Here is a 23,748-nt window from a genome sequence, read left to right as displayed (position 1 = left end):
TTCAATTTATCATGGCATATCGTGACTTTACGTTTTCAGACCTTTATACAAAATTTGGGATTCAACAATCTCGAAAGAAGCTATTTGTTAATGTAACTCCAGAACAACCAAGTGATTTATTATTGGCATATTTAGATACAGCTTCAGATGCAGCTCTTTCAACCGAAAAAGCGGTGTCAGAAGCGTTAGTATATCCAATTTTACAGGAAATAAGAATCAAAAATAGAGAAGAACTCAAATTATTTTCTGGTGAAAATTTAATGGGTGATAAAAGCAAGGGCTTGAACGGAGAATGTGATTTTATTTTATCAAAATCTCCCAGAACGCTTGATTTAGGTTCGCCAATTATTAATATTACAGAAGCAAAACAGGGTGATATAGAAAATCTAAAATCACAAGCTCAAGCAGCCGCTCAATTATTAGGAGCAAGATTCTTTAATCAACATCATGGTTCGTCTGTTGAAACTTTATATGGAGCGTGTACAAGTGGTTTCACATGGGTTTTTTTGAAATTAGAAAATAACGAAATCTTTATTGATACCGACCGTTATTCAACTTCAAATCTCCCACAACTAATAGGTGTTCTTCAAACAATTATCAATTCATATAAATGAAAATATCATCACTAATTTTATGTATTTGTTGTTTCATGACAACGCTTTCTTTTGCACAAAAAGCTAAAAAGAAGGTGCATAAAAAAGTGAAAAAAGTAAAGATAGTTGCCAAAGCTAAACCACAACCTGCCGTAGAAGAAAATACAGCAAGCTCTTCAACAACACAAGGAATTTGTGGTACAATTGTCTGGAAATCAGGCAATATGATGCCTTCGCCAGACCGTCCGATTCCTCCTCCTAAACCCATTGAGCGTGAATTATTAGTTTATGAACTTACCAATATTGCTCAGGCAACGCTACAAGATGGTTTTTATACTGCCATTGCTTCAACATTGATAAAAACAGTAAAATCTGATGTTCAAGGAAGGTTTTGTGTGGATTTACCCGAAGGAAGTTATTCACTTTTGGTACGTGAGGGAGAGAAAGGATTATTTGCCAATTCGTTTGATGATAAAGGGAATATTTTGCCTGTAACTGTGGGTAAAGATAAGGTTTCAATTATTGTCTTTACCGTTGATTATCAGGCGGTTTATTAGTAACACAGACTTCAGTCTGTAAATTTAGTAACACAGACTTTAGTCTGTAAATTAATGACATACAGACTAAAGTCTGTGTTACTGAACTACTTCTTAAAGCTATCTTTCAAACCTACGGTACGGTTAAATACTAAATTTTCAGGCGTTGAATCCGTATCTAAACAGAAATATCCTTTACGCATAAATTGGTAATTTGTGCCGATTTTAGCCTCTTTCAAACTTGGCTCTATAAATACCTCTGAAAGTACCGTCAACGAATCTGGATTAAGGAATTTTTTGAAATCATCTCCTACTTGCGAAGCGTCTTCTAAAATCAATAATCTATCATACAAACGTACCTCTGCTTTGTGAGCATGAGCTACTGAAACCCAATGAATTACCCCTTTCACACTCACACCTGAAGTATCTTCTCCCGAACGACTATTTTCGATATAACTACAATGTAATTCTGTAATATTACCGAATTCGTCTTTCACAAAATCATCACATTTGATGATATACGCCCCTTTCAAACGAACCATTAATCCAGGTCCTAAACGGAAAAACTTCTTCATCGGTTCTTCCATAAAGTCATCACGTTCAATATAAATTTCACGGCTAAATGGTACTAAACGGCTTCCTGATTCGGTATCTTCTGGATTATTTTCGATTGATAGTTCTTCCGTTTTTCCTTCTGGATAATTCGTAATAACCACTTTCAAAGGGTCAAGAACCGCCATAACACGAGTAGCAGTTTTATTCAAATCTTCTCTAACACAGAAATCTAAAACACTAACATCAATCAAGTTTTCACGTTTACCAATACCAATTTTTTCACAGAAATTACGAACTGAGGCAGGCGTAAAACCACGACGACGTAAACCCGAAATCGTTGGCATACGTGGGTCGTCCCAGCCTGACACTAAACCCTCTTGCACTAATTGTAATAATCTACGCTTACTCATGACCGTATTTGTCAAGTTCAAACGAGCAAATTCATATTGTTGAGAAGGAAAAATATTGAGTTTTTCAATAAACCAATCGTATAAAGGACGGTGAACGTCAAACTCTAAAGTACAGATTGAGTGTGTAATTTCTTCATAAGAATCTGACTGTCCATGAGCAAAATCATACATTGGATAAATACACCAAGCATCGCCAGTGCGGTGATGATGAGCGTGTTTGATACGGTACATCAATGGGTCACGCATGTGCATATTGGGGTGAGCCATGTCGATTTTTGCACGCAAAACTTTCGCTCCGTCTGGAAATTCTCCCGCACGCATACGAGCAAATAAGTCAACATTTTCGGCAATCGGACGATAACGATATGGACTGTCTTCCCCCGCAAAGTTTGGATTTCCTTTTTGTGCAGCAATCATATCAGCAGGTTGGTCATCAACGTAAGCCAATCCTTTTTTGATAAGTTCTACGGCAAATTGATAAAGCGTTTCAAAGTAATCAGAAGCGTATAATTCTTGGTCATTTGTCCAATTGAACCCCAACCATTTTACGTCCGCTTTGATAGACTCCACATATTCTGTTTCCTCCTTTTCTGGATTGGTATCATCAAAACGGAGATTAGTTTGTCCGCCATATTTTGCAGCTAATCCAAAGTTTAAACAGATAGATTTGGCATGACCGATGTGTAAATAACCATTTGGCTCAGGTGGGAAACGAGTAAGGACACGTCCGCCATGTTTGCCAGAGGCTAAATCTTCTTCTACAATTTGTTCAAGGAAATTCAGTGATTTTTTTTCTTCTTCCATATTTCAATATTCGATGTGACCGTTTTATGGCTCGTATTTCGATGTTTGTTGTAACTCTATATGCTTGATTCGATAAATTTACTTTATAAGGACTACTAAATTACGGAATTTTTGGGGAATGGGCTTTGCTGTGGGAGTGGTTTTATCTTGTTTTAAAGATATAAATAGCTTCATCACAAATTTATCCCTCAAAAATTCATTTATTTTTAAAACCGTTGAGTGAACGGTATGTTTTTATGTTGGTCTTTTGGTAAATTTGCCCAAGAGATTTTTTCTTCATCACAGCTTCTTGATTATTATATTCTACTCAATTTTTCTGATTTCGCCCAAAGTATATTTAAAAAGATGATTTTCTGAAATCGATACTAACGCATCGGTTAATAAAACGTGTTCAAATATTTATGAAACTAAAACTTACCGTTTTTTTTATCATTCTATCTGCTATCAATTTTAACATTCAAGGACAACAAACAGTAACTTTTGGACTTGGTAATGTTAAAAATGTGACTGTTTCGTCATCTTCAAACAGTACAGATGGAACAAAAACATTGTTGAGTTCGGGATATTTACCCAATTATAATTCGGCTTCACGGTTTCTGTCGCACGCTACGCTTGGAGCAAAAATGACTGATATTCAGAGTGTTGCTACTTTGGGAAAAGAACAATGGATTGACAATCAACTCAATTTGTCAAACTCTTTTAGTACGGAAACATATTTGAAAAGCCTCCACCAAATAATGGTCGATTCTATGCTTCGGGATAATCCTGCTGGAGGATATACGCTTGATAATACGGGTGTACAAAATTGGCATTTCGATGCGTCGTGGTTTCAAGGAAGTATGACTGCCCCAGACGTACTACGTTGGCGAGTGGCATTAGCATTGAGTGAGATTTTTGTTATTTCTCGTATTTCTGGTCTTGATGGTCAACCCTATGCTTTGGCTAATTATTATGATGTTTTACTGAATAATGCTTTCGGAAATTATCGTACAATATTAGATAAAATCACCTATCATCCTGCTATGGGTTCGTATTTGACTTTCTTGAATAATCATGCTACCAATACCACCAAACAAATCTATCCCGACGAAAATTATGCTCGTGAAATCATGCAATTATTTTCTATTGGTTTGTACAAGCTCAATTTGGACGGGACTGAAATAAAAGATGCCAACAATAAGTCTATTCCAACTTATACCAATACTGATATTGCCGCTTTAGCGAAAGTTTTTACGGGTTTGGGTTGGGGAGACAGACCATATTTAGGTCATTATCAAAAAGATAAGTGGAGTTATACCAAACGAATGAAGTTCTTTCCGCTTGATTCTCTGGAATATTATCAGGGTTGGTGGCAACCCAAAATTTATAATGGTCACGAACCGGGTTCAAAAACTTTTTTAGGAAGTACCATTCCCAATCGTCCAGTAGTACAAGGTGAACAAGATATTCAAGATGCTTTAAATATTATTTTCAACCATCCCAATGTTGGTCCTTTTATAGCACGTCGATTAATTCAGCGTTTGGTCGCTTCTAATCCTTCTCCTGCTTATATTCAACGAGTTGCCACAGTTTTCAACGATAACGGAAGTGGTGTTCGGGGTGATTTAAAAGCGGTAGTCAGAGCCATTTTGTTAGACCAAGAAGCTTGCGACTGTAACCCTGACAATAACAATAATTATGCAGGAATGCTCCGTGAGCCTTTCGTTAGATATATGAACTTAATGAGGGGATTAAAATTGACAACTCAGAGCGGTGTATATCGAAATGTCATGTACACCCTGTATAATAGAATTGAGCAAATTCCTTTGTATTCACCAACGGTTTTCAATTTTTTCCAACCTGATTATTCGCCAGATGGAGAGTTGAAAACAGCAAAAAAATTCGCTCCAGAATTTCAATTACTCAATTCACAAACACTTACTGCTTATGTAAATGCTTTAAATAGCTGGCTCGTCAATGATGACCCCGTAGAATTTTGGGGACTTTTCAATAATGAAACTTATAAACCCGACCAAGACGCAAAGTTTGATTTATTGGCAGATTCTACTTTAGCCATCAATGCAAAAATTCCGCAATTATTAGATAAATACAATTTGATTTTGGCACATGGAGCAGTCACTAAAGAGAACATTGAAATAATCAGAAAAGCCATCGTCAGTATGCCTTATACCTATGATTATTACGGACGACCATACAGTGAGGACGTTTACAGAAGAATTAGAATGGCAATTTTACTCATAATGGTATCTCCAGATTATTTGATAAACAGATAATTTTAAATGGTGAATTAGTGAGTTGTGAATCGTAATTCACTAAATCACAACTCACTAATTCGCAATTCTCAATTGAATATATGAACAGAAGAGATTTTATAAAACAGACCAGTTGTGCAGCTATGGGAACAACCACCCTATTAAGCACTTTGGCTAATTTGACAAGTCTGAATGGAGCTTTAGGGTCTGATTTGGTAAAATCCTCGCCTCCCTCCGACTACAAGGCTATTGTCTGTATTCTGCTTTCTGGCGGACTCGATTCTTACAATATGTTAGTCCCAACAGGTACAACTTCGGGAGGAGATAACGGTTATAACGAATATAAAGCAGTACGTACTGACCTCGCATTACCCAATGTAGGTTCGGCTGGCGGGTTATTGTCTCTCAATAATCCACAATGTAGCAGTTTTAGAGGAATTTCATGTTCTTATGGTTCATTTGGGGTACATCCAACCATGACGGGTGCAAGAACATTATTCAATAGTGGCAAACTTGCTTTCATGGGAAATATCGGTACTTTGGTTGAGCCTATCGCCAATTATACGCAATATCAAAGTGGGCTGAAAAAACTACCTGTTGGGCTTTATTCGCATTCAGACCAATCTATGCAATGGCAAACGTCTGTACCACAAACACGTGACGCTTTAGGTTTTGGCGGACGACTCGCAGATTTATTGAATGCAGCCAATGCACATCAGGAAGTATCGATGAATATTTCTTTAGCAGGAAAAAATATCTTCCAAAGAGGGCAAGGAATTTCAGAATATGCTATCAGAAATGATGTAAATGCCAGTAATGTGGGTTTTGAAAGTGTGCCAACTTGGTGGGGAAATTCGGGTTTATTGACCCAAACCAGAAATAATACGATTGACAGTTTGGTATCAAAAACATATTCTAATTTACTCCAAAAAACCTATTCTACTACCACCAAAAACTCTATGGCATCGTTTGGGGTTTTCAAAGATGCTTTACAAAAAGTACCTACCCTTACCACCACTTTTGCCAATAATCAGCTCTCAAATGACCTTGCCGCCATTACAAAAATCATGAGTGTTCGTAATTTTTTGGGAGCAAAAAGGCAAATTTTCTTTATTGATTTTGGTGGTTGGGATATGCACAGCGACTTGATTGCTGGCTTAAATAGCCGACTTTCCATTGTGAGTCAAGCCCTAAAAAGCTTTTATGATGCAACCGTAGAATTAGGAATATCTGATAAAGTTACCACTTTCACCATTTCTGATTTTGCCCGTACCATTACTTCAAACGGTGGCGGAGCAGACCACGCTTGGGGTGGCAATACAATGGTAATGGGAGGAGCAGTAAACGGTGGAAAAATCTATGGAACATATCCTAAAATGGACGTTCTGAGTGCTTCAAATCAGCAAAATGTTTCTTTTAGAGGAAATTTCATTCCTTCTATTTCAACCGATGAATTTTATGCAGAATTAGCCCTTTGGTATGGCATCAGTCCGTATGATTTGTGTTATGTGTTGCCCAATCTTGGTAATTTTTATAGCTACTCAGCTAATAATTATCCTGTTGGCTTTATGAATTTTAATGGAACAAGTATTTCAACCGAAAACCTCCCCCAAGATTGCTTAACGTATTGAGTTTATTTGTGATTGAGTGAGTTGTGAATTAGTGATTGAAAATTATTGAAAAAATGAAACTAAAGATATTTTACATATTAATCATTTTAACTTTAGCCCAAACTTCGCTCTACTCGCAAAGTAGTTGTGTGGGTACTCCCGGGCAGGTGAAATGGAGTTATTGGCTAAATTTCTCTTCGTATCCTGATAGTTCAGATTTGACTGCTTTAGAGAATTTCCCAACTCATCCCGACGGCACACAGCTTTTAGGTTCGCTGAAAATGCCCCAAAACTTTGCCGATAATTACGCTTCCATGATTAGAGGATATATTTACGTTCCTCAAACTGCTACTTATAAATTCAATATTACAGGCGATGACAGAGTAGCTTTTTATTTAAGCACCGACGATAATCCTGCGAATAAACGAAAAAAAGCAGAAGTAAAAACCTACACTGAAACCGACGAACACAATAAAGAAGCGAACCAAACATCATCGGCAATAACACTAACGGCTGGTCAAAATTATTACTTTGAAATGTATAATTATGAATCAGCTTGGAGCGACCACATGACCCTTTTTTGGCGAAAAACCGCTAATCCAGATACTACGTGGCTCGTAATAGATTATAATTATTTGAAAGAATACGTCTGCGGACAAAACTGTGCCGTCAGAGGAACGCCTTGTAATGATGGTAATTCCCTCACGAGCAACGACCAACAAGATGGATTTTGCAATTGCGTAGGAACATACCCAACCACAAATACTTGCGTTGGGCAAAAAGGGCTTACAGAAGCCTATTATTACGATAATATCGTGGGGAGTTACGTTGAACCAGACTTAGTAAATGCTGCAAAATTTCCACTTGTACCCGATAGAAAAGAAAATTTATTGGGTGCTTATGGACCTTTAGTACCTTATACCAATGATAATTACGGCACTTTGGTACAAGGCTTTTTGACTGTCCCAATTTCTGGAATGTATGAATTTAATATTACGGGAGACAATCAGACCTATTTTTTCTTGAGTAAAAATGACTCTATCCAATACAAACAATATCACCAAGCTATCGTAATTTATGGCGTAGATGAAAACGAGCATAATACTTCCAGTTTTCAGAATATTTCACCACTTTATTTAGAAAAAGGGAAATATTATTATTACGAATTTAGACATAAAGAAAACGGTTGGCGTGACCATTTTAATCTTTTCTGGAAAACACCATTTTATGAAAGTAAAGAATGGAAACGTGTTCCTAATTTTTATTTATACGATTATAACTGTGAAATTTCATGTATTTCGCAAGGAACGCCCTGTAATGATGGAAATCCATATACCAAAAACGACCAATATAATAACAATTGCCAATGCGTAGGAACGCCATGTTCGGGTACAGATTGTGACGATTTATCCGTCAGTTATCAGTCGTATGAAAGTTGTGCTGCTACCAAAAACCTCCTCAATAATGCAGAAGGCTCTTGGGTTTCATGCAATACAAGTCCAAATCCCAACTCAGCCCGTTCAACGCTAACAAAATGGATAAAATACGATTTTGGCGATGTGCATAAATTTCAAGGAACACGAGTTTGGAACTACAACGTTGCCAACGAAACCAATAAAGGATTTAAAAACGTAACGGTTGATTATTCAGAAGATGGAACAACTTGGCACGCTCTCGGTACAAGTTATTTATGGCAACAAGCTCCGGGAACATCAGATTATTCAGGTTTTGCAGGACCAAATCTCAACGATGTCAAAGCACGTTATATCCTCATTTCAGCCATTGATACTTGGGGAAATTCGTGTGCTGGATTTAGCAAAATTACCTTTGACGCTTCGTTATGCAGTGCAAAAGGAACTGCCTGCGACGATAAAGACCCACTCACAAAACATGACCAATTTGATGCAAATTGCAACTGTCGAGGCGTAAATATTAACTGTGCAACCGATACGCTAAAATTGGAAAACCTCACACTTTCTGAAGCATCATACAAAGCCGTAAAAGAAATAAAAGCGACCAGTCTTGTACCAAAACCAAAGAATATTTCATTTACTGCGGGTAATGACATTGTGCTTTTACCGGGTTTTGATACCAAAGATAGTACCGTTTTTTCAGCTGATATTGCCAATTGTTTACAAACGGCTTTTGTGCAAAATAAGTTAGAATCGAATAAATCTGTTGACTCAACAGCCACTGAATTTTCGGCAAAAGATACGTTGAATAATAAAACCAAAAAGATAATTTTCAGACTCAATAAACCTGCTCAGGTAGTCTTGACCGTGAAAAATGCAAGCGAGCAAATTGTCACGACCATTATTGATGATTATTATCAAAATTTAGGAACACAAATTAAGTTTTTGCCCACCAATAAATTAGCCAAAGGACAATATTGGGTAGAATTAAAAGCTGATAAAGAGGTTTTACGAGAAAGTTTAATTGTGGATAATTAGCCAAGTGTTATTGAAGAAGAAAAGGATTGAGAAATCATACCTAATCTTCATTATAAATCATGAAGTATTTTTTTTATATTTTACTATTTATTCTATCGTCAATCAAGTGTAAAGCTCAATTAGATTCCATGAGTTTTACACCTGTAAAGGATAATTCCATTTATTCTGAAAGCTCAAATTTGAGTAATGGAGCAGGAAATAACCTTTTTGCTGGTAGAACTCTTTCTTCATTAATGAGAAGAGCTTTATTAAAATTTGACTTCACAGCCTTACCTCAAAATGCTCAAATTCAGAATATTACGCTAAAATTACCTATTTTGCAGTCGTCAGGAAATACCACTATTCCGCATAGTTTCTCATTACATAAACTAACTAAAAATTGGGGAGAAGGCACATCAGCAGGAAGTGGACAAGGAGCAGCCGCAACTACAAATGATGCTACTTGGGGATATAATTTTTATAATTCGAGTTCGTGGACAAACGCTGGAGGTGATTTTGTGACTACTGCTTCTGCTACTTCAAACGTAACTTTTGCGATGTTTCCTCTGCAATTTGGTACTTGGAGTAGCTCCAATATGATAACAGATGTGCTTGACTGGATTGCAAATCCTAATAATAATTTTGGGTGGATTCTTAAAGGCAACGAAAGCCTTAGTGGTTCAGCCATGAAGTTTTCTTCTCGTGAAGAAACATTTTATCCCAAACCAACTTTAATGGTTTATTACACCTTTCCTGTCGTCGAAAAAGTTTTGATTAACGAAGTCAATCCGCAGAAAAAATGGATAGAACTTTACAATCCTTCAAGTCCTTCTATCAACTTAAATAATTATTGGCTTAGCAATGGAAATTCCTCTGTATCATTGGCAAATGTTACCGTTTTGAATGGGAATTTAACCTTAGATTCTGCTAAATATGTCGTTCTGAATTGGGTAGAAATTGGGCAAAACGATGGAGAATTGGCACTTTTTAACGGAAATCCAAGCAATGCCGAAATGAAAGATTATGTACAATACGGTTCAGCAAATCATCAACAAAGTGCCGCAGCAGTAACGGCTCAGGTTTGGGATAATATCAATAACTTTCTACCAAGTATTGCTACCGATACATTAACTTTTTCATTAAAAGGAAACAATATTTACACTTCTGGGAAAGCGACAAACTCAACTTCTTTTGTAACTCAGCGACAAACCCCGACTTACAAAAACCTACTTTGTCCGCCCAACCTCTCACTCTCAGGCAACATCATTGATGCCACCTATTCCACGTCAGGAAGTTTACAAATGACGGGCAGTCTTACCCCCACTTCATTCTCAAAATTCATTTCAGAATCATTTATTCAACTCAATCCAAACACTTTAATAGAACAAGGAGCTAAATTTCAAGGGCAAATTTCGGGTTGTTTGAATAATTGATTTTAAAACATAATCCCCAAACCAATAGTTATCAAAAAGTCGTAGCAATTGTTACGGCTTTTTTATTGACGAAAAATGAAATTAGCAAAACCCGAATTAACCGACCAAGAAATTGACCGTATTGTAGAAATGGCATGGGAAGACCGCACGCCTTTTGATGCTATCCTCACCCAATTTGGACTAAAAGAACAAGAAGTTATTGAATTAATGCGACGTGAAATGAAACCGTCTTCATGGCGAATGTGGCGTGAGCGTGTACAAGGGCGTGCCACTAAACATCTTGCAAAAAGTGCGGTAAATGATGCACGCTTTAAATGTACTTTACAAAAGAAAATTTCGTTAAACAAGATTTCTAAACGCAAATAATGCCATTTGCAAAAGAAGATTCTGTTTTACCAATAAACCAATTATCAAAATAATTCTGTTTTTACCGAATTTTATACCAATTTAAGCTAAAATCTACCACTTAATAAAAATATTATTCTTCCATATTGCATTTCTGTAAAATTTCTTAGAATTTTTCAAGAAAACTAATTAGCTTTGCAAATATTCCTATCCCACCGCTGATTTAAAATCAAGAAACGTATTTTCAAAAAATCATAAACTCTTTAGTGATAATTAATTACTGATTAGTTGAATGTTTTTCATTCTCTAAGTTTGGTAATTTTTCATTATACAAATATTCTAAACGCTGCATAAAATGAGCATTAAATTAGACTTAATCGACCATAAAGTATTAGAAATTTTACAACAAAACGCTAAAATTACTAATGCTCAATTGTCAAAAGAAATTGGTTTGTCACCAGCTCCGACATTGGAACGAGTAAAAAAATTAGAAATGTCGGGGATTATAGAAAGTTATCACGCACAATTGAACCGTGATAAGGTGGGTTTGGGCGTAACGACTTTTGTAACTATCACTTTGATTGGACATAAAAAACAGGTGACAGAATCATTCGTTTCTCAAATCAATATGATTCCAGAAGTTATTGAATGTCACCACGTTACAGGCTCAGGAGATTTCCTTTTAAAGATAATTGCCAAAGATATTGCCTCTTATCAGAAATTGATGTTGGAGAAAATTAACGAAATCGAAGAAGTAGCAGGAACGCAAACAATGGTTATTCTTTCAACTTTCAAAGAAAGTAAAGTATTACCAATTCCTTGATACAGTTAGCAGTTAGCAGTTAGCAGTTAGCAGTTAGCAAAAATGGCGATAAGGAAGTTAAAGTTCCTTATCGCCATTTTTTATTTTCTGGTAACTGTTTACTGATAACTGTAAACTGTCATTAAACTTCCACCATAATATAAAAACTAAAATCAAGCGGGTCAAAGACTTCTGCAACTTGGGTCAAGAATGCAGGGTTATTAAGTGAAAAATTCAAGAAATTTTCGGCTCTTTCCTGTGGTACGCCATTCGGGAAGAGTTTTTGTTTTAAGCCCAATAATTGATTTACTTCTACTTCTTGGTTACGCTCTTCTGCTTTTTTAAGGCGTTTTTCAAGGTTTTCTAAAGCATTTAAAACCTTTTGTTGTTCTCCCTTTACCGCACCTTCTAAAGTCTTATCAATTTTGACAGCCTTCTCCAAAATCTTATCGAATACTTTGGCAAAGTCTTGTCCTTCATCGGTTAAGCTTAATGTATTTTCAGAATTTCGTTCCACAAAATTCTTTTTCAAACTGATTTCATCTAAGAATAAATCGTTGGCAGATAATCCTAATTTCTCAATTTTCTTAGCTGATGGTTTATTAACTACCAAACCAAAATTACGAGGCATTAAAATTGGGAAAGGAATTTGATGAATTTCAAATATTTCTTTGAGTTGAAGCCAATAAGGAACTTCAGAAGGACCCCCAATATAGGCTAAATTCGGAAGGATAACTTCCTGATAAACAGGACGAAGTACTACGTTTGGACTAAATCGTTCGGGTTCGTTTTCAAGCAATGTCAAAATTTCACTTTCCGAAAACTGAATATCCGTATTTAGAACTTTATATACATTATCTTCTTTTACAATACGTTCACGAACACCGTCAACAAGGTAAAAAAAGTTGATTTCTCTTGGAGCAATTTGTGTTTTGTAACCTAAATTTTCAAGTTCTTTGGTCGTTTTTGTTACAACATCAAAAGCAGTATGTTGCAATAAATCGTTCTTGATAATTGGGATAAATTGTTTTTTCAGTTCACGGTCGTCGGCATCAATACAAATAAGTCCTTGACTACCAAATAGTTCATGAGCGTAACATCGAGCGGCATCTGCTAAAGTTTCATGATTCAAATAGGCATTTTTGAAAATGGTAGGACATTCAGTCATTTCTGAAATCAAGGTTTCTAATTCCTTCGGATTCATACGTCCAACTGCTCCTGTTTGCTGAGTTTCCCAAGCTAAATTTTTCCCAAATAATGAAAAATGGTTGATTTCAGCAAAATCATGGTCTTCCGTAGCCATCCAATACACAGGCACAAAATCATAATCTGGAAAATAACTTTTCAGCTTTTTCGCCAAATTAATCGTCGTAATCATTTTATAGACTACGTACAAAGGCCCTGTAAAAATATTGAGTTGATGTCCAGTGGTAACGGTGAATGTATTTTCGTTTAAGAGAATATCAAAATTGGGCTGATTCGGAAGGTTTTTATATTGGTTTTTGAGGGTTTCTACTAAAACCTTTCTTTTGTTGGCATCTAATTTTTTAGTAGCAATTTGTCGGTTAAATCCATGAATATCAGGGAAGTTGCTATAAAAATCTTTTACTTTAGATGATTGTTGGATAAAGTCTAAAAACAGAGAAGAAAATTGATTTACTTCCGAAAGTGGCAATTGATTAATTTGCATGACTTAAAAAAACAGTGAATGGTGAACGGTGAACGGTGAACGAAATTTGTTTACCACGCCTTTTTTTTAACGCATATTGGGGGCAGTTTGTTCCGTGAATAAAAAAGCGGATAATAATAGTAGATATTTAGCGTATTGGAACTATGATTGTTTAGATTTATAGATTTCAGAATTAACGTTTCTCAAAATCCCAAAATCTAAGAATCTGAATAATCTTAGTTCCAAACTTTCTTATTTCTTACTCACTCCCAGCAAAAACAAAACCCATCCAATCATCAAACTTGTTCCGCCGATGGGTGCTACTGCTCCCCATATTGTTACGCCTGTTGCACAAATTAGGTAAAGCGAGCCTGAGAAGATAACTGTTCCAATCAAAAAGGCATTGCCTGCCCAAGACAGATATTTATGCGAAATTTTATCGGTTAAAATTCCCACTAAAATCAAAGCCAAACCACCATACATTTGGTAACGTGCGGCAGTTTCAAAGGTTTCTGTACGATTAATTGCTTCTAAAGCTGCCTTAAATGCGTGAGCTCCAAAAGCACCAAGGGCAACGGACAAACCCGCTAAAACGGCTCCTGATTGGATAAAAAATTTGTTCATCTTGAAAATTATCTATGTGTTTGAAAATGATTCTAATTAGTCCTACAAAGGTAAATGATTTGAACGGAGGAAATCAGTTTTTAATCGTAAATCAGACGAATCGTAAAGCGTAATTATAGTACGAATTCATAAAAAAAATCACTAACTCCTATTTATTCTTCTATAAAACAGGTATTTCTACCCTTTTAAGACATCAATATTTCTCGGAGTTTTGTAAAAAGGTGTAAGCAGAAAAACCGTTTAAGAGAGTACGCAACAAAAAATCTAAATACTAAAACTATGGCAACCCCACTTTCATTGTACATTCCAATCAAACAAGATGCTGCTTCTCAGGCATCAGCCCAACATTTATATAATGATTTCATGAACATTGTAACGCCTATTCTTACTGAAATACAAATTGTGCATTATGCACGTTTGATATTAATTCCAAACTCAACAGGAGAAGGCATCAATTCAATCATGTTAATTACAACATTTGATGGAGCAATGAATCCGTATCTTAGCACATTTTGGAATTCTGGACCGGGTTTTAAGGGGTTATTAAACGCTATTGCAGCCATTGCTGTAACGCATCCTCCGCTACCAATAGTTTCATTAAGTGTTTTTGAAAATTTCATTAACAGTAATAATCTTAGTCAGCCAACAGATTTATATCAGGCTTACACTTACACGGTAGCACAAATCACCGAAGATTAAGAATGATTTTCATTTTGGGTTGTGTTGAAGTATAGATTAGGCATTGGGATTTGGGTGTTAGGGTTTAGTGCAATTTGTTAAAAATACTTTTGCCTAATAACTAAATTCTAACACCTTACCACTTCTAAGTACAAGGACGATTTAAGAATTACGATTTACGATTGTCATGAATTTGATTATCAATCATTATGAACTATCAAAATGGTACTTTATTTTGTCTCATTACTTAACTTCAACACAACCCTTAAAACCACTTAATAATGGCTGGTACAACTCCTCCTCCTCCCCCTGACAATTCAAATATTCAGGGTTTGCTCATTCGTGGCTATACACATCCGTATTCTTGTCATTTACTATTCAGTTTTCAAGCGGCATCGGTTACGTTAAATACCAAAGATTTTTTTGCTGAATTATATCCAAAAGTACAATCTGCGGTAGATTGGGGAAATAACAAGCCTGTTTCTATGCTAAATATTGGCTTGACTTTCAATGGTTTATCAATGCTTGGCGTTACCCAACCTAACTCAACATTTCCTGCGGAATTTCAGCAAGGACCTTGGTCGTCGGCATCACAACAGTCTTTGGGCGACTTCAATGCAAGTTCTCCTGATAATTGGTGGTACAACAACTTTTCAAATACCGCTTTACACTGTGTTGTTCATGCCTACGGACTAACGAACGATGCTTTGAATGATTTGATTTCTTTCATTACAAATGCAGCCTTAGCCAATGGTTTAACCGAACTTTTACCTATTAAAGATGGTGATGGCAGACTTTATCAGTCAATTATTGATGATAATCCTGCTAAAATTCACTTTGGATATGTTGATGGGATTTCTGAACCTGCACTCAGTATGCCAAGCAACCATTCATCCCGAAATCAGGCAGATTTAGATAATTTCTTGATTGGTTATCCACAATATTCAATTATTGACCCAAGTCCGTCGGGCGATGCTTCTACCAATTCGGAAGCAAAATTTGCCTTTGATGGTTTTTATAATGCTTTCAGAATTTTGTATCAAGACGTGGCAGGCTTCGATAATTTCTTGATTGCTCAAGCCACCAATCCTAATAATGTAGCAAAATTGGCGTATTTAGGGTTGAATCAAGATGAATTGGTGGAATGGTTTGCGGCAAAATTAGTGGGCAGATGGCGAAATGGCTCTCCATTGGTATTAAGTCCAAATGCTCCAGACCCTGCAACCGCCAAAAGTGAAAATTTTGGCTATGCAACGGCAGGCGTCCCAAGTCCAAACCAAGATGTTCCGAGTAGTTTTAAATGTCCATTTTCTGCTCATACACGAGTTTCTAATCCCCGTGACCAAACGCTCACTCCAGGAGAAGGCAATTTAGGCCCTGTCAGAATTGTTAGACGAGGAATGTCTTACGGAAAAGAATTAATTGGAAATACCGATGATGGCGTTGATAGAGGCTTAATTGGCTTATTTTTATGTGGAAGTATTGCTCAACAATTTGAGAAATTATATGGGTGGATGAATTACAATAATTTTAGTCCGAAGCCAGATTTTTCAGTCAAAAATCCTCCGCAAGATGCCTTATTGGGAAATCGTCCAACGGCTCCAAATTTGACTAATTATCCCGGAGTTGTCAGTACATTTACCATTCCGATTCAAAATCCAGCCACACCAGACCAACCTGATTCAATTGTCATTAGCGGTTTGCCCGAATTTATCCAAACCAGAGGAACAGCTTATTGTTTAATGCCAAGTTTGAATGCTTTAAACTATTTAGCAACTGGCGTGATGGCATAAGTTTTACTGATAAATACAAAAGTCCTACTTTAACATTTTAAAATAAAGATGAGAATTGGGGAGTTTGCTATTCAACTTGCCGAAAGTTTTGAACTTTCGGCAAGTGCGTAATTGAATTTATCTATTTCAAGTACCAAAATAGGACTTGATACAAAATCTATTTCTTACGTTTCAAAGCCAAATCATGGGCAGTATCGTAATAGCTTCTCAAATTACTCCAATCAAAAGTTTCTGAAATACTTTCTACACGGTTACGTTGCGTAATACGCTCACGAAGCGATTGTTTTACGAATTTCAATAACATTTCTGAAAGTTGTTCAGCCGCTTTGTGGAAATCTTGCGAAGTACGATTTACCACCATAACGCCCCATTGTTCATAGTCACGCATAATTTGCATCATATAATCACCAAAACCCGAAAGGTCGGACGTAATAGTTGGTACACCACGAGCAATACATTCAAGTGGCGTATATCCCCAAGGTTCATAATAACTTGGGAAAACGCCCAAATTACAGCCTCTCACAAACTGTCCATAATCTAAACCGAATAGCGGATTAGTAGAAACAATAAAGTCTGGGTGATAAACAATTTTCACTTTATCGTCAGGATTATTCATCAAGTTTGCCTTGCGAGTATAATCTGTAATTCCGTCTTCTTGCTTCAATAAGTGTGTTACCACTTTCGGACGTTTATTGGTTTTCCAAGTCTGAATAGTTCTACGCAAACGCAAACGCCAATATTCGTCAATAAAATCATTCAAATCAGGCATTTTCAAATCAGTTGCCATTGCCGAAGCTTTGAATAATTTTTCTCCAATTTGTTCCTCAATTGAATTACAAGTTTCATGAATTTCGTCCATTACGGCTCTTGATTGCAAAACTTCTGGGTCGATAGAATGATAAGGTTGTTTGGTGATAAAAAACATCACAACGGTTTTATCAATCTTTGCTTGTTTCATTTTCCAATTCAAACGAGCAAGGGCTTCAAGGGTAATATCATATCCTTTATTTGAGAATTCGTAACGTCCCGAAGTAAAGAAATAAAGCGTTTTTTCGAGGTCAAAAGGTTGACTTTGGAAGAAATGCCCCATCACAAATTCATTGATTTTATCTTTGAATTTTGTATGAAGATTTTGATGCTCGTGCATTGCCGAGAAACGAGTGATATTCAAACCATTAGGCAGAATTAAATCAGGAACTTTACCTAACAAAAATTCACATTCCCGAGCCGTAACATCACTTACCGTAGTCATCACATTACAGAGATTTGCCGCCAAACGTTCAATCGTTGCTTGTGCTTCAATACCATAATGACGAGCTTCATCTAACCAATTGAAAGTATGCAATTTATCATAAAAATCAGGCACATTTCCTGCTAAATAACGACCTAACATCGTAGCGTGAGTAGTAAAAACCGTTGCAATTTTCACACCGTCCGCTTTCAAATCAGGTACACAAGTTGCCGCCATCCACTCATGGATATGGGCTGTAACTTCCGCTTTATTGGCTTGGTCTTGGGCTAATTCAGTCAAGAAAATACGAATCATTTCACCAAACAAAACTGTTTGATTTACGATGTCTTCAACATTCAAAGTAGAAACTTTATGTCTTTCCCACAATCTTGCTTTCAGTTCGTTAATTTTATCTGCTACCGAAGCTAAATCAAAAAGTACAATACGAGGTTTTCCAGTAATCAACCAATAGCCGTAATGAACTCCTAAACCCGCTGCACGCATTTTTTGAATGGTTTTTCCGAGTAAAGAGTCGTCCAAATCATGAATCGGTTCAAACTCTGCTGAAGCCGTTTGAGGGAAATATGGCCCCAGCAAGAAGTAATTATCTCCCCATTTTTCTACCATCGAAGGCACTTTTGTTCTGATAACGGTGTAAATTCCGCCTACTTGATTACAAGTTTCCCAAGCAATTTCGATTAAGACTTTTTGCTTATTCGCAGAAGATTTGAGAGGGTTTTGAATTTCCATATATTGGAGGTTGGGTAATTTTATCTTATAAAAATGAATAATATTATCAAATATGTTAAATTATTCCGTAAAGTTTTCCTGAAATGTGAGTTTTTTTAAAAAAGACCTAATCTTCTAAGATATTACCCATAAAAGTGCTTTTTAAGGCAAAAGAAATCAAGAAAAATACAATTGCCCAGCGTAAATATGGATGATAAAAATCTTGGACGTTTCGATACTGATTTTGTTTGATTTCTCCTTTCTCTAAACGGTTAATTTCTTTAAAGATATTTTCTAAAGAACGAGCATCTCTTGCACGGAAAAACTTTCCTTCACTAATTTTTGCAATTTCTCGAAGCGTTCCTTCATCAACTTTATCCGTAGTCGTTTTTTCACTTCCTACGGCAATGGTATAAACTCTCACGCTAAAGGCTTTTGCTAATTGTGCCGAAGTTACGGGGTCGAGGTTTCCTGCGGTATTGTCTCCGTCGGAAATCAAAATAGCTACTTTACTTTTAGAATCAATTTCTCTCAAACGATTTATACACATTCCGAGAGCATTGCCAACTGCCGTTCCCGACACGTTAATATGGCTTGACGAAATATCATCAATATAATCTTTTAGCATTTCATAGTCCGTTGTGAGTGGACAAAGAGAATTTGGTACTCCCGAAAATATTACCAAGCCAATTCTATCTTGTTTACGCCCTTTTATGAATTGATTTGCCACATTTTTAGCCACCGTCAAACGGCTCGGAGGAATATCCTTATTATCCATTGATTTAGAAATATCCATCGCCAACATAATATCAATGCCTTCTCCAAATTGGTCATCTTCAGAAATAGCTCTTTGTGGACGAGCCAAAGCTAAAATAATAAGAGCCGTTGTAAACATTAGAAAAAAACCCGGAACAAAACGTAAAAAACTAATCCAGTTTGACTGTATTTCATTGGCAGGAAATGCCACATTTAGCTTTTGGGTAGAATTATTCCGAAGCCAATCTCTCAATAAAAATAAAATGGGAATCAACGGCAAACTATACAAATAGAAAGGATTAGCCCAATCGAAACTCGAAAGGGTTGAAGGCAAAAACCAATATTTTGAAAACCAATCTTGCATAAGTAGGAATTAGGATTTAGTATTGAACCTCTCTAATAATCAAGCTATCGCAACAGAATCAAACCTAATCGCAGCGGTGAACCGCCTAATTTTTAACGGATACATATTGTTAAAATGGTGATTAGTTATTGGTAATTAGAAAACTGGCAAATTAATTTAAGAGAGTTTTATACAAATCACCAATCAACCAATAACTAATTTCCAATAACCACTCCTTGATTACCAAGGGCTAATTCTTGCCTACGTTCAAGGTAAAGTCCTTCTGCCAATTCTTGAAGAATCCGTAAAGAAGCAATTGTTTTATTTGAATAAACGCCTCCATAAACTGTTGCATCAATTTCTCTCAAAGCATCCGACAAACGGTTATCGTCTAAATTATCTAAAATTTCTTTTGTAGTAAAAGTTGTAAATGGCTTATTTTCAAGACGTTCAATATATTTTTTCCAAAGTACAACCGCTTTTTCAATATTTTCCAAGCGTTTTTGAGCATCATCCGTTCCACGACTAAGGCGTTGAAAAAGTTTCTGAAAATCGTCAAATCGTCTTTTGAAGTTAAACAATTGGATTTGTCTTCTAATTGGCTTTCCAAAAAACCAAAAAATCAGAGCTGCCAAAATCGCTAACGCAATAAAAATCAATAAGATAAGTGGTACATTAACCTGTTGTTTGATGGGGACTAAGTGAGTATCTTTTTTGAGAAACATTGTATCCACATCGCTTTCAGTACTGATAACACTTTCCAGAATTACTTTATCCATCGGAGCAAAAACTCGTGTACAGTCTTGTTTTGCACGTACATACACGGGTAAACTCAGTTCTTGAACAGGCAAAACTTCAAAAGAAATCAAAGTATAAACAACGCTATCCAAACTTCCATTTTGGTCAGTGATAGTCGGAAAATACTCCCGATTTACCAATTCAAAAGGAGCAAAATTATAAGACGAATCAGGAAAAAAAATATCCGCAGTTGCCTTATGACGATAACTGAGAGCATATTTTACAGGCAAACCAACCTTAATACTATCACTCAAAAATTTCCCTTTGGGTGGCGTCCAACTGGGGATTTGAGCAACAGTAGTAAATGAATAAAGAATAGAGAACAGAGAATAGAGAATAACCATCGTACCTAAAAGCGATGTTTCATTCTTTATTCTTCTTTTTGACTCTCTATAAATTAGCTTATAAAATCTATTCATTATTCTCTAAAATCTACTCTAAAAAATCACTTCCTAACCTTAAACAATTTAATCAACTTCGGGACGTAATCCTCTGAAGCATCAATGGCTATGTAATTGGCTTTGTTTTGCTTACAAATTTGGTCTAACTGCTCTGAATTTTTCTCAAAAAGGTTTTTCATTCTATTTCTAAACCAATTTGAGGACGCATTCACCCAAATGGTTTTACGGCTTTCGGTATCAAAAACAGGAATGATGCCTAAACGTGGTAAATTGGTTTCTCTTTGGTCGTAAAGATGAATTACAATAAGGTCATGTTTTCGAGCAAGAGCTTTTAAATTTTCTTCATAGCCCGAATCAATAAAATCTGACACTAAAATCACTAAACTTCTTCTTTTCAAAACATCCAAAGTAAAAAGAATCATCTTTTTCAAATTCGTTCCTGCTGAGTCTGTTTTGAGTTTAAAAAGCTCTAAAATCGTCCTATAACCGTGTTTGAGCGTATTGGCTGGTTTTATATATTTCTCCTTTTGGTCTGAAAAACACAACAATCCAACATGACTCGCTTCTTTAATGGCTGAAAATGCCAAAACGCCACAAATTTCCTTACTCGTATCCAATTTTGACCGATTCGAGCGTCCAACATCCTGAGAAGCACTCACATCCAACACAAAAAAAACGGTTTGCTCTTTTTCTTCTTTAAAGATTTTCACATACGTTCCGTGACCTTTTGCAGAAGTGTTCCAGTCAATCAAGCGAACGTCGTCTCCATATTGATACAAACGTAAATCACTGAATTCCAAGCCAGAACCCTTAAAAATAGAATGAAAGTTCCCCCGCATTTGCGATGTTACCGCCTTGCGAATTTTGATTTCATATTTATGAAGTTTGGATAAAAACTCGTTTGGATTCATTTTTTGTAATACGGACAGCCTTGTCCGACGTAAAAATAAATTGATTATTTACCATCGAACAAAGCTGTCCGTAGCACATTTTCAGAACTCAAAAATAAGCATTTAAGCCTGATAAGTCATTATTATACTACTTATTTATCAAAGCTATATTTCCGCTTGTCCAATGAAAATTGTAAAGAAATAAAATTCATTTCTTAAAAAAAACTATCTTGCATTTATTCCATCAACAATCAAAAACAATGAATATCCAATCTCAAACATCTCATCAAAGCCTTCTTGAAGAAAGAAAAAAAAGGCTTGAAACAATTAAGCTCGGCGGAGGACTCAAAAACATTCAAAAACAACACGAACGTGGCAAACTTACTGCCCGTGAACGCATTGATTATCTGATTGATGACAATTCTGATTTTTTAGAAATCGGGGCTTTTGTTGGTTACGAAATGTATGCCGAACATGGCGGTTGCCCAGCAGGTGGCACCGTTGGCGGTTTAGGCTACGTTTCTGGACGACTATGCGTTATTGTCGCCAACGACCAAACCGTAAAAGCGGGAGCATATTTTCCGATTACGGGTAAAAAGAACCTTCGTTTTCAGGAAATTGCCATGCAAAATCAACTTCCAATCATTTATTTGGTGGATAGTGCAGGTGTTTTTCTACCCATGCAAGACGAAATTTTTCCAGACCGTGAGCATTTCGGAAGAGTTTTTTACAATAATTCGCTCATGAGTGCGATGGGAATTACCCAAATTTCAGCCGTTTTGGGAAGTTGCGTAGCAGGTGGAGCGTATTTGCCCATCATGTCCGACGAAACGCTAATGGTTGAAGGGCAAAGTTCTATCTTTTTGGCAGGGCCCTATTTGGTAAAAGCAGCCGTTGGTGAAGACATTGACGCCGAAACGTTAGGCGGTGCGGTTACACATACCGAAATTTCAGGAATTGCTGATTATAAATTCAAGACCGAACAAGAATGTTTAGACCAAGTCAAAAGAACAATTGGTAAATTAGGCAAAAAATCAGAAGCAGGTTTCGACCGAATTGAGTCAAAACAACCTGTAAAAAGTCCAGAAGAAATATTGAATTTATTTCCAGAATTAAGAACGAAACCTTACAATATGCTCGAAATTATTGAGCGATTGGTGGACAATTCTGAATTTGATGAATTTAAAAAAGATTATGGAAAAACCATTATTTGTGGATATGCTCGTATCGACGGTTGGGCAGTTGGCATTGTCGCAAATCAACGCTTAGTCGTGAAAAGTGCCAAAGGTGAAGTCCAAATTGGTGGTGTGATTTACAACGATTCAGCCGACAAAGCTGCTCGTTTCATCATGAATTGCAATCAAAAGAAAATTCCTTTGGTTTTTTTGCAAGATGTAACAGGGTTCATGGTCGGTAGCCGTTCTGAACATTCGGGCATTACCAAAGACGGAGCGAAAATGGTTAATGCCGTTTCCAATTCAATCGTTCCCAAATTCACCATTATCATCGGAAATTCTTACGGAGCAGGCAATTATGCCATGTGTGGAAAGGCGTATAATCCGAGTTTTATTTACGCTTGGCATTCAGCAAAAATAGCGGTAATGGGCGGAGAACAAGCCGCCAAAACACTTTTGCAAACGCAAATTGCTTCCATGAAAGCAAAAGGCAAAGTATTGAGTAAAGAAGAAGAGGACGAAATTTTACAAGAAATCATGAAGCGATATAATACACAAACAACACCATATTATGCAGCGGCTCGTTTGTGGGTAGATGAAATAATTGACCCAATGGATACCCGAAAGGTAATTTCAAAAGGGATTGAAGCCGCTAATCATGCACCTATTACAAAGGATTTGAGAGTTGGGGTTTTTCAAGTTTGATAAATTATGATTAAAATAAAGTAAAAATCTATTTACAAGTGCTTTATAGTATAAATAATCGAAAATTGTAAAATATTACTCATAAAGTAAAATTGGGATAACCACTGATTATAAACGGTATATTGAGCTTCAGGACTCTTTATACCGTTTTTTTATTTTTATTAATCTCGCCTCATTTATTCATCAA

The 23,748-nt window shown here is 36.3% G+C and carries 18 protein-coding genes; 11 read left to right on the top strand and 7 right to left on the bottom strand.

The features are described 5' to 3' along the window. Nucleotides 1-11 precede the first annotated feature (11 nt). Both LV89_RS18580 and LV89_RS18575 read left to right on the top strand, forming a co-directional pair. The gene (locus LV89_RS18580) at nt 12-614 is read left to right on the top strand and encodes a hypothetical protein (protein ID WP_109744426.1); all 603 of its coding nucleotides are present in this window, start codon (nt 12-14) and stop codon (nt 612-614) included. Beyond that, nucleotides 611-1,150, top strand: coding sequence for a hypothetical protein (locus LV89_RS18575; RefSeq protein WP_146199206.1), 540 nt, complete (start codon nt 611-613; stop codon nt 1,148-1,150). Before LV89_RS18580 ends, LV89_RS18575 begins: the two co-directional genes overlap by 4 nt. Before the next feature lie 86 nt (nt 1,151-1,236). Here LV89_RS18575 and LV89_RS18570 read toward each other — a convergent pair whose 3' ends face one another. Next, the gene (locus LV89_RS18570) at nt 1,237-2,898 is read right to left on the bottom strand and encodes a glutamine--tRNA ligase/YqeY domain fusion protein (RefSeq protein ID WP_109744424.1); all 1,662 of its coding nucleotides are present in this window, start codon (nt 2,896-2,898) and stop codon (nt 1,237-1,239) included. A 401-nt stretch (nt 2,899-3,299) separates the two neighbouring features. On the opposite strand from LV89_RS18570, the gene LV89_RS18565 reads away from it, so the two are divergent. The 6 genes from LV89_RS18565 (at nt 3,300) to LV89_RS18540 (ending at nt 11,790) form a co-directional block, all read left to right on the top strand. Then, entirely contained in the window at nt 3,300-5,171 is a 1,872-nt protein-coding gene (locus tag LV89_RS18565) for a DUF1800 domain-containing protein (RefSeq protein WP_109744423.1), read from the top strand. Between the two features lie 80 nt (nt 5,172-5,251). Further along, the gene (locus LV89_RS18560; RefSeq protein ID WP_109744422.1) at nt 5,252-6,781 is read left to right on the top strand and encodes a DUF1501 domain-containing protein; all 1,530 of its coding nucleotides are present in this window, start codon (nt 5,252-5,254) and stop codon (nt 6,779-6,781) included. Between the two features lie 53 nt (nt 6,782-6,834). Then, nucleotides 6,835-9,210 carry a PA14 domain-containing protein gene (locus LV89_RS18555; RefSeq protein WP_146199205.1) on the top strand — a complete coding sequence of 792 codons (2,376 nt, stop codon included), beginning with the start codon at nt 6,835-6,837 and terminating at the stop codon, nt 9,208-9,210. A gap of 59 nt (nt 9,211-9,269) precedes the next feature. Further along, on the top strand, nt 9,270-10,622 hold the full coding sequence (locus tag LV89_RS18550; protein ID WP_109744420.1) for a DNRLRE domain-containing protein: 1,353 nt from the start codon (nt 9,270-9,272) through the stop codon (nt 10,620-10,622). Nucleotides 10,623-10,697: 75 nt separating this feature from the next. Further along, the gene (locus tag LV89_RS18545) at nt 10,698-10,988 is read left to right on the top strand and encodes a TIGR03643 family protein (protein ID WP_109744419.1); all 291 of its coding nucleotides are present in this window, start codon (nt 10,698-10,700) and stop codon (nt 10,986-10,988) included. Between the two features lie 334 nt (nt 10,989-11,322). Continuing rightward, on the top strand, nt 11,323-11,790 hold the full coding sequence (locus LV89_RS18540) for an Lrp/AsnC family transcriptional regulator (RefSeq protein ID WP_109744418.1): 468 nt from the start codon (nt 11,323-11,325) through the stop codon (nt 11,788-11,790). A 121-nt stretch (nt 11,791-11,911) separates the two neighbouring features. Here LV89_RS18540 and bshC read toward each other — a convergent pair whose 3' ends face one another. Together bshC and LV89_RS18530 are read right to left on the bottom strand one after the other, a co-directional pair. Beyond that, on the bottom strand, nt 11,912-13,459 hold the full coding sequence (gene bshC, locus LV89_RS18535; protein ID WP_109744417.1) for a bacillithiol biosynthesis cysteine-adding enzyme BshC: 1,548 nt from the start codon (nt 13,457-13,459) through the stop codon (nt 11,912-11,914). Between the two features lie 231 nt (nt 13,460-13,690). Continuing rightward, on the bottom strand, nt 13,691-14,062 hold the full coding sequence (locus LV89_RS18530; RefSeq protein WP_109744416.1) for a DUF423 domain-containing protein: 372 nt from the start codon (nt 14,060-14,062) through the stop codon (nt 13,691-13,693). A 279-nt stretch (nt 14,063-14,341) separates the two neighbouring features. Here LV89_RS18530 and LV89_RS18525 point away from each other — a divergent pair, with 279 nt between their 5' ends. Further along, a complete protein-coding gene (locus LV89_RS18525; RefSeq protein WP_109744415.1) occupies nt 14,342-14,761 on the top strand; it encodes a hypothetical protein in 420 nt (139 codons plus the stop codon). 260 nt (nt 14,762-15,021) lie between these two features. Further along, nucleotides 15,022-16,533, top strand: a complete 1,512-nt coding sequence (locus tag LV89_RS18520) for a Dyp-type peroxidase (protein ID WP_109744414.1) — start codon at nt 15,022-15,024, stop codon at nt 16,531-16,533. A gap of 157 nt (nt 16,534-16,690) precedes the next feature. Here LV89_RS18520 and LV89_RS18515 read toward each other — a convergent pair whose 3' ends face one another. The 4 genes from LV89_RS18515 to LV89_RS18500 all read right to left on the bottom strand — a co-directional run bounded on the left by LV89_RS18515 (nt 16,691) and on the right by LV89_RS18500 (nt 21,702). Further along, a complete protein-coding gene (locus LV89_RS18515) occupies nt 16,691-18,514 on the bottom strand; it encodes a glycosyltransferase (protein WP_109744413.1) in 1,824 nt (607 codons plus the stop codon). A gap of 106 nt (nt 18,515-18,620) precedes the next feature. After that, complete coding sequence (locus tag LV89_RS18510; RefSeq protein WP_109744412.1) at nt 18,621-19,613, bottom strand: VWA domain-containing protein; 993 nt, start codon at nt 19,611-19,613, stop codon at nt 18,621-18,623. A gap of 194 nt (nt 19,614-19,807) precedes the next feature. Further along, nucleotides 19,808-20,809, bottom strand: coding sequence for a hypothetical protein (locus tag LV89_RS18505; protein ID WP_109744411.1), 1,002 nt, complete (start codon nt 20,807-20,809; stop codon nt 19,808-19,810). A 26-nt stretch (nt 20,810-20,835) separates the two neighbouring features. After that, complete coding sequence (locus LV89_RS18500) at nt 20,836-21,702, bottom strand: DUF58 domain-containing protein (protein WP_109744410.1); 867 nt, start codon at nt 21,700-21,702, stop codon at nt 20,836-20,838. A gap of 239 nt (nt 21,703-21,941) precedes the next feature. On the opposite strand from LV89_RS18500, the gene LV89_RS18495 reads away from it, so the two are divergent. Then, entirely contained in the window at nt 21,942-23,561 is a 1,620-nt protein-coding gene (locus LV89_RS18495; RefSeq protein ID WP_109744409.1) for an acyl-CoA carboxylase subunit beta, read from the top strand. Nucleotides 23,562-23,748 lie beyond the last annotated feature (187 nt).

Source organism: Arcicella aurantiaca, from assembly GCF_003148625.1.
GTDB classification, from domain to species: Bacteria; Bacteroidota; Bacteroidia; order Cytophagales; family Spirosomataceae; genus Arcicella; species Arcicella aurantiaca.
This window is presented reverse-complemented; position numbering and strand designations above follow the sequence as displayed.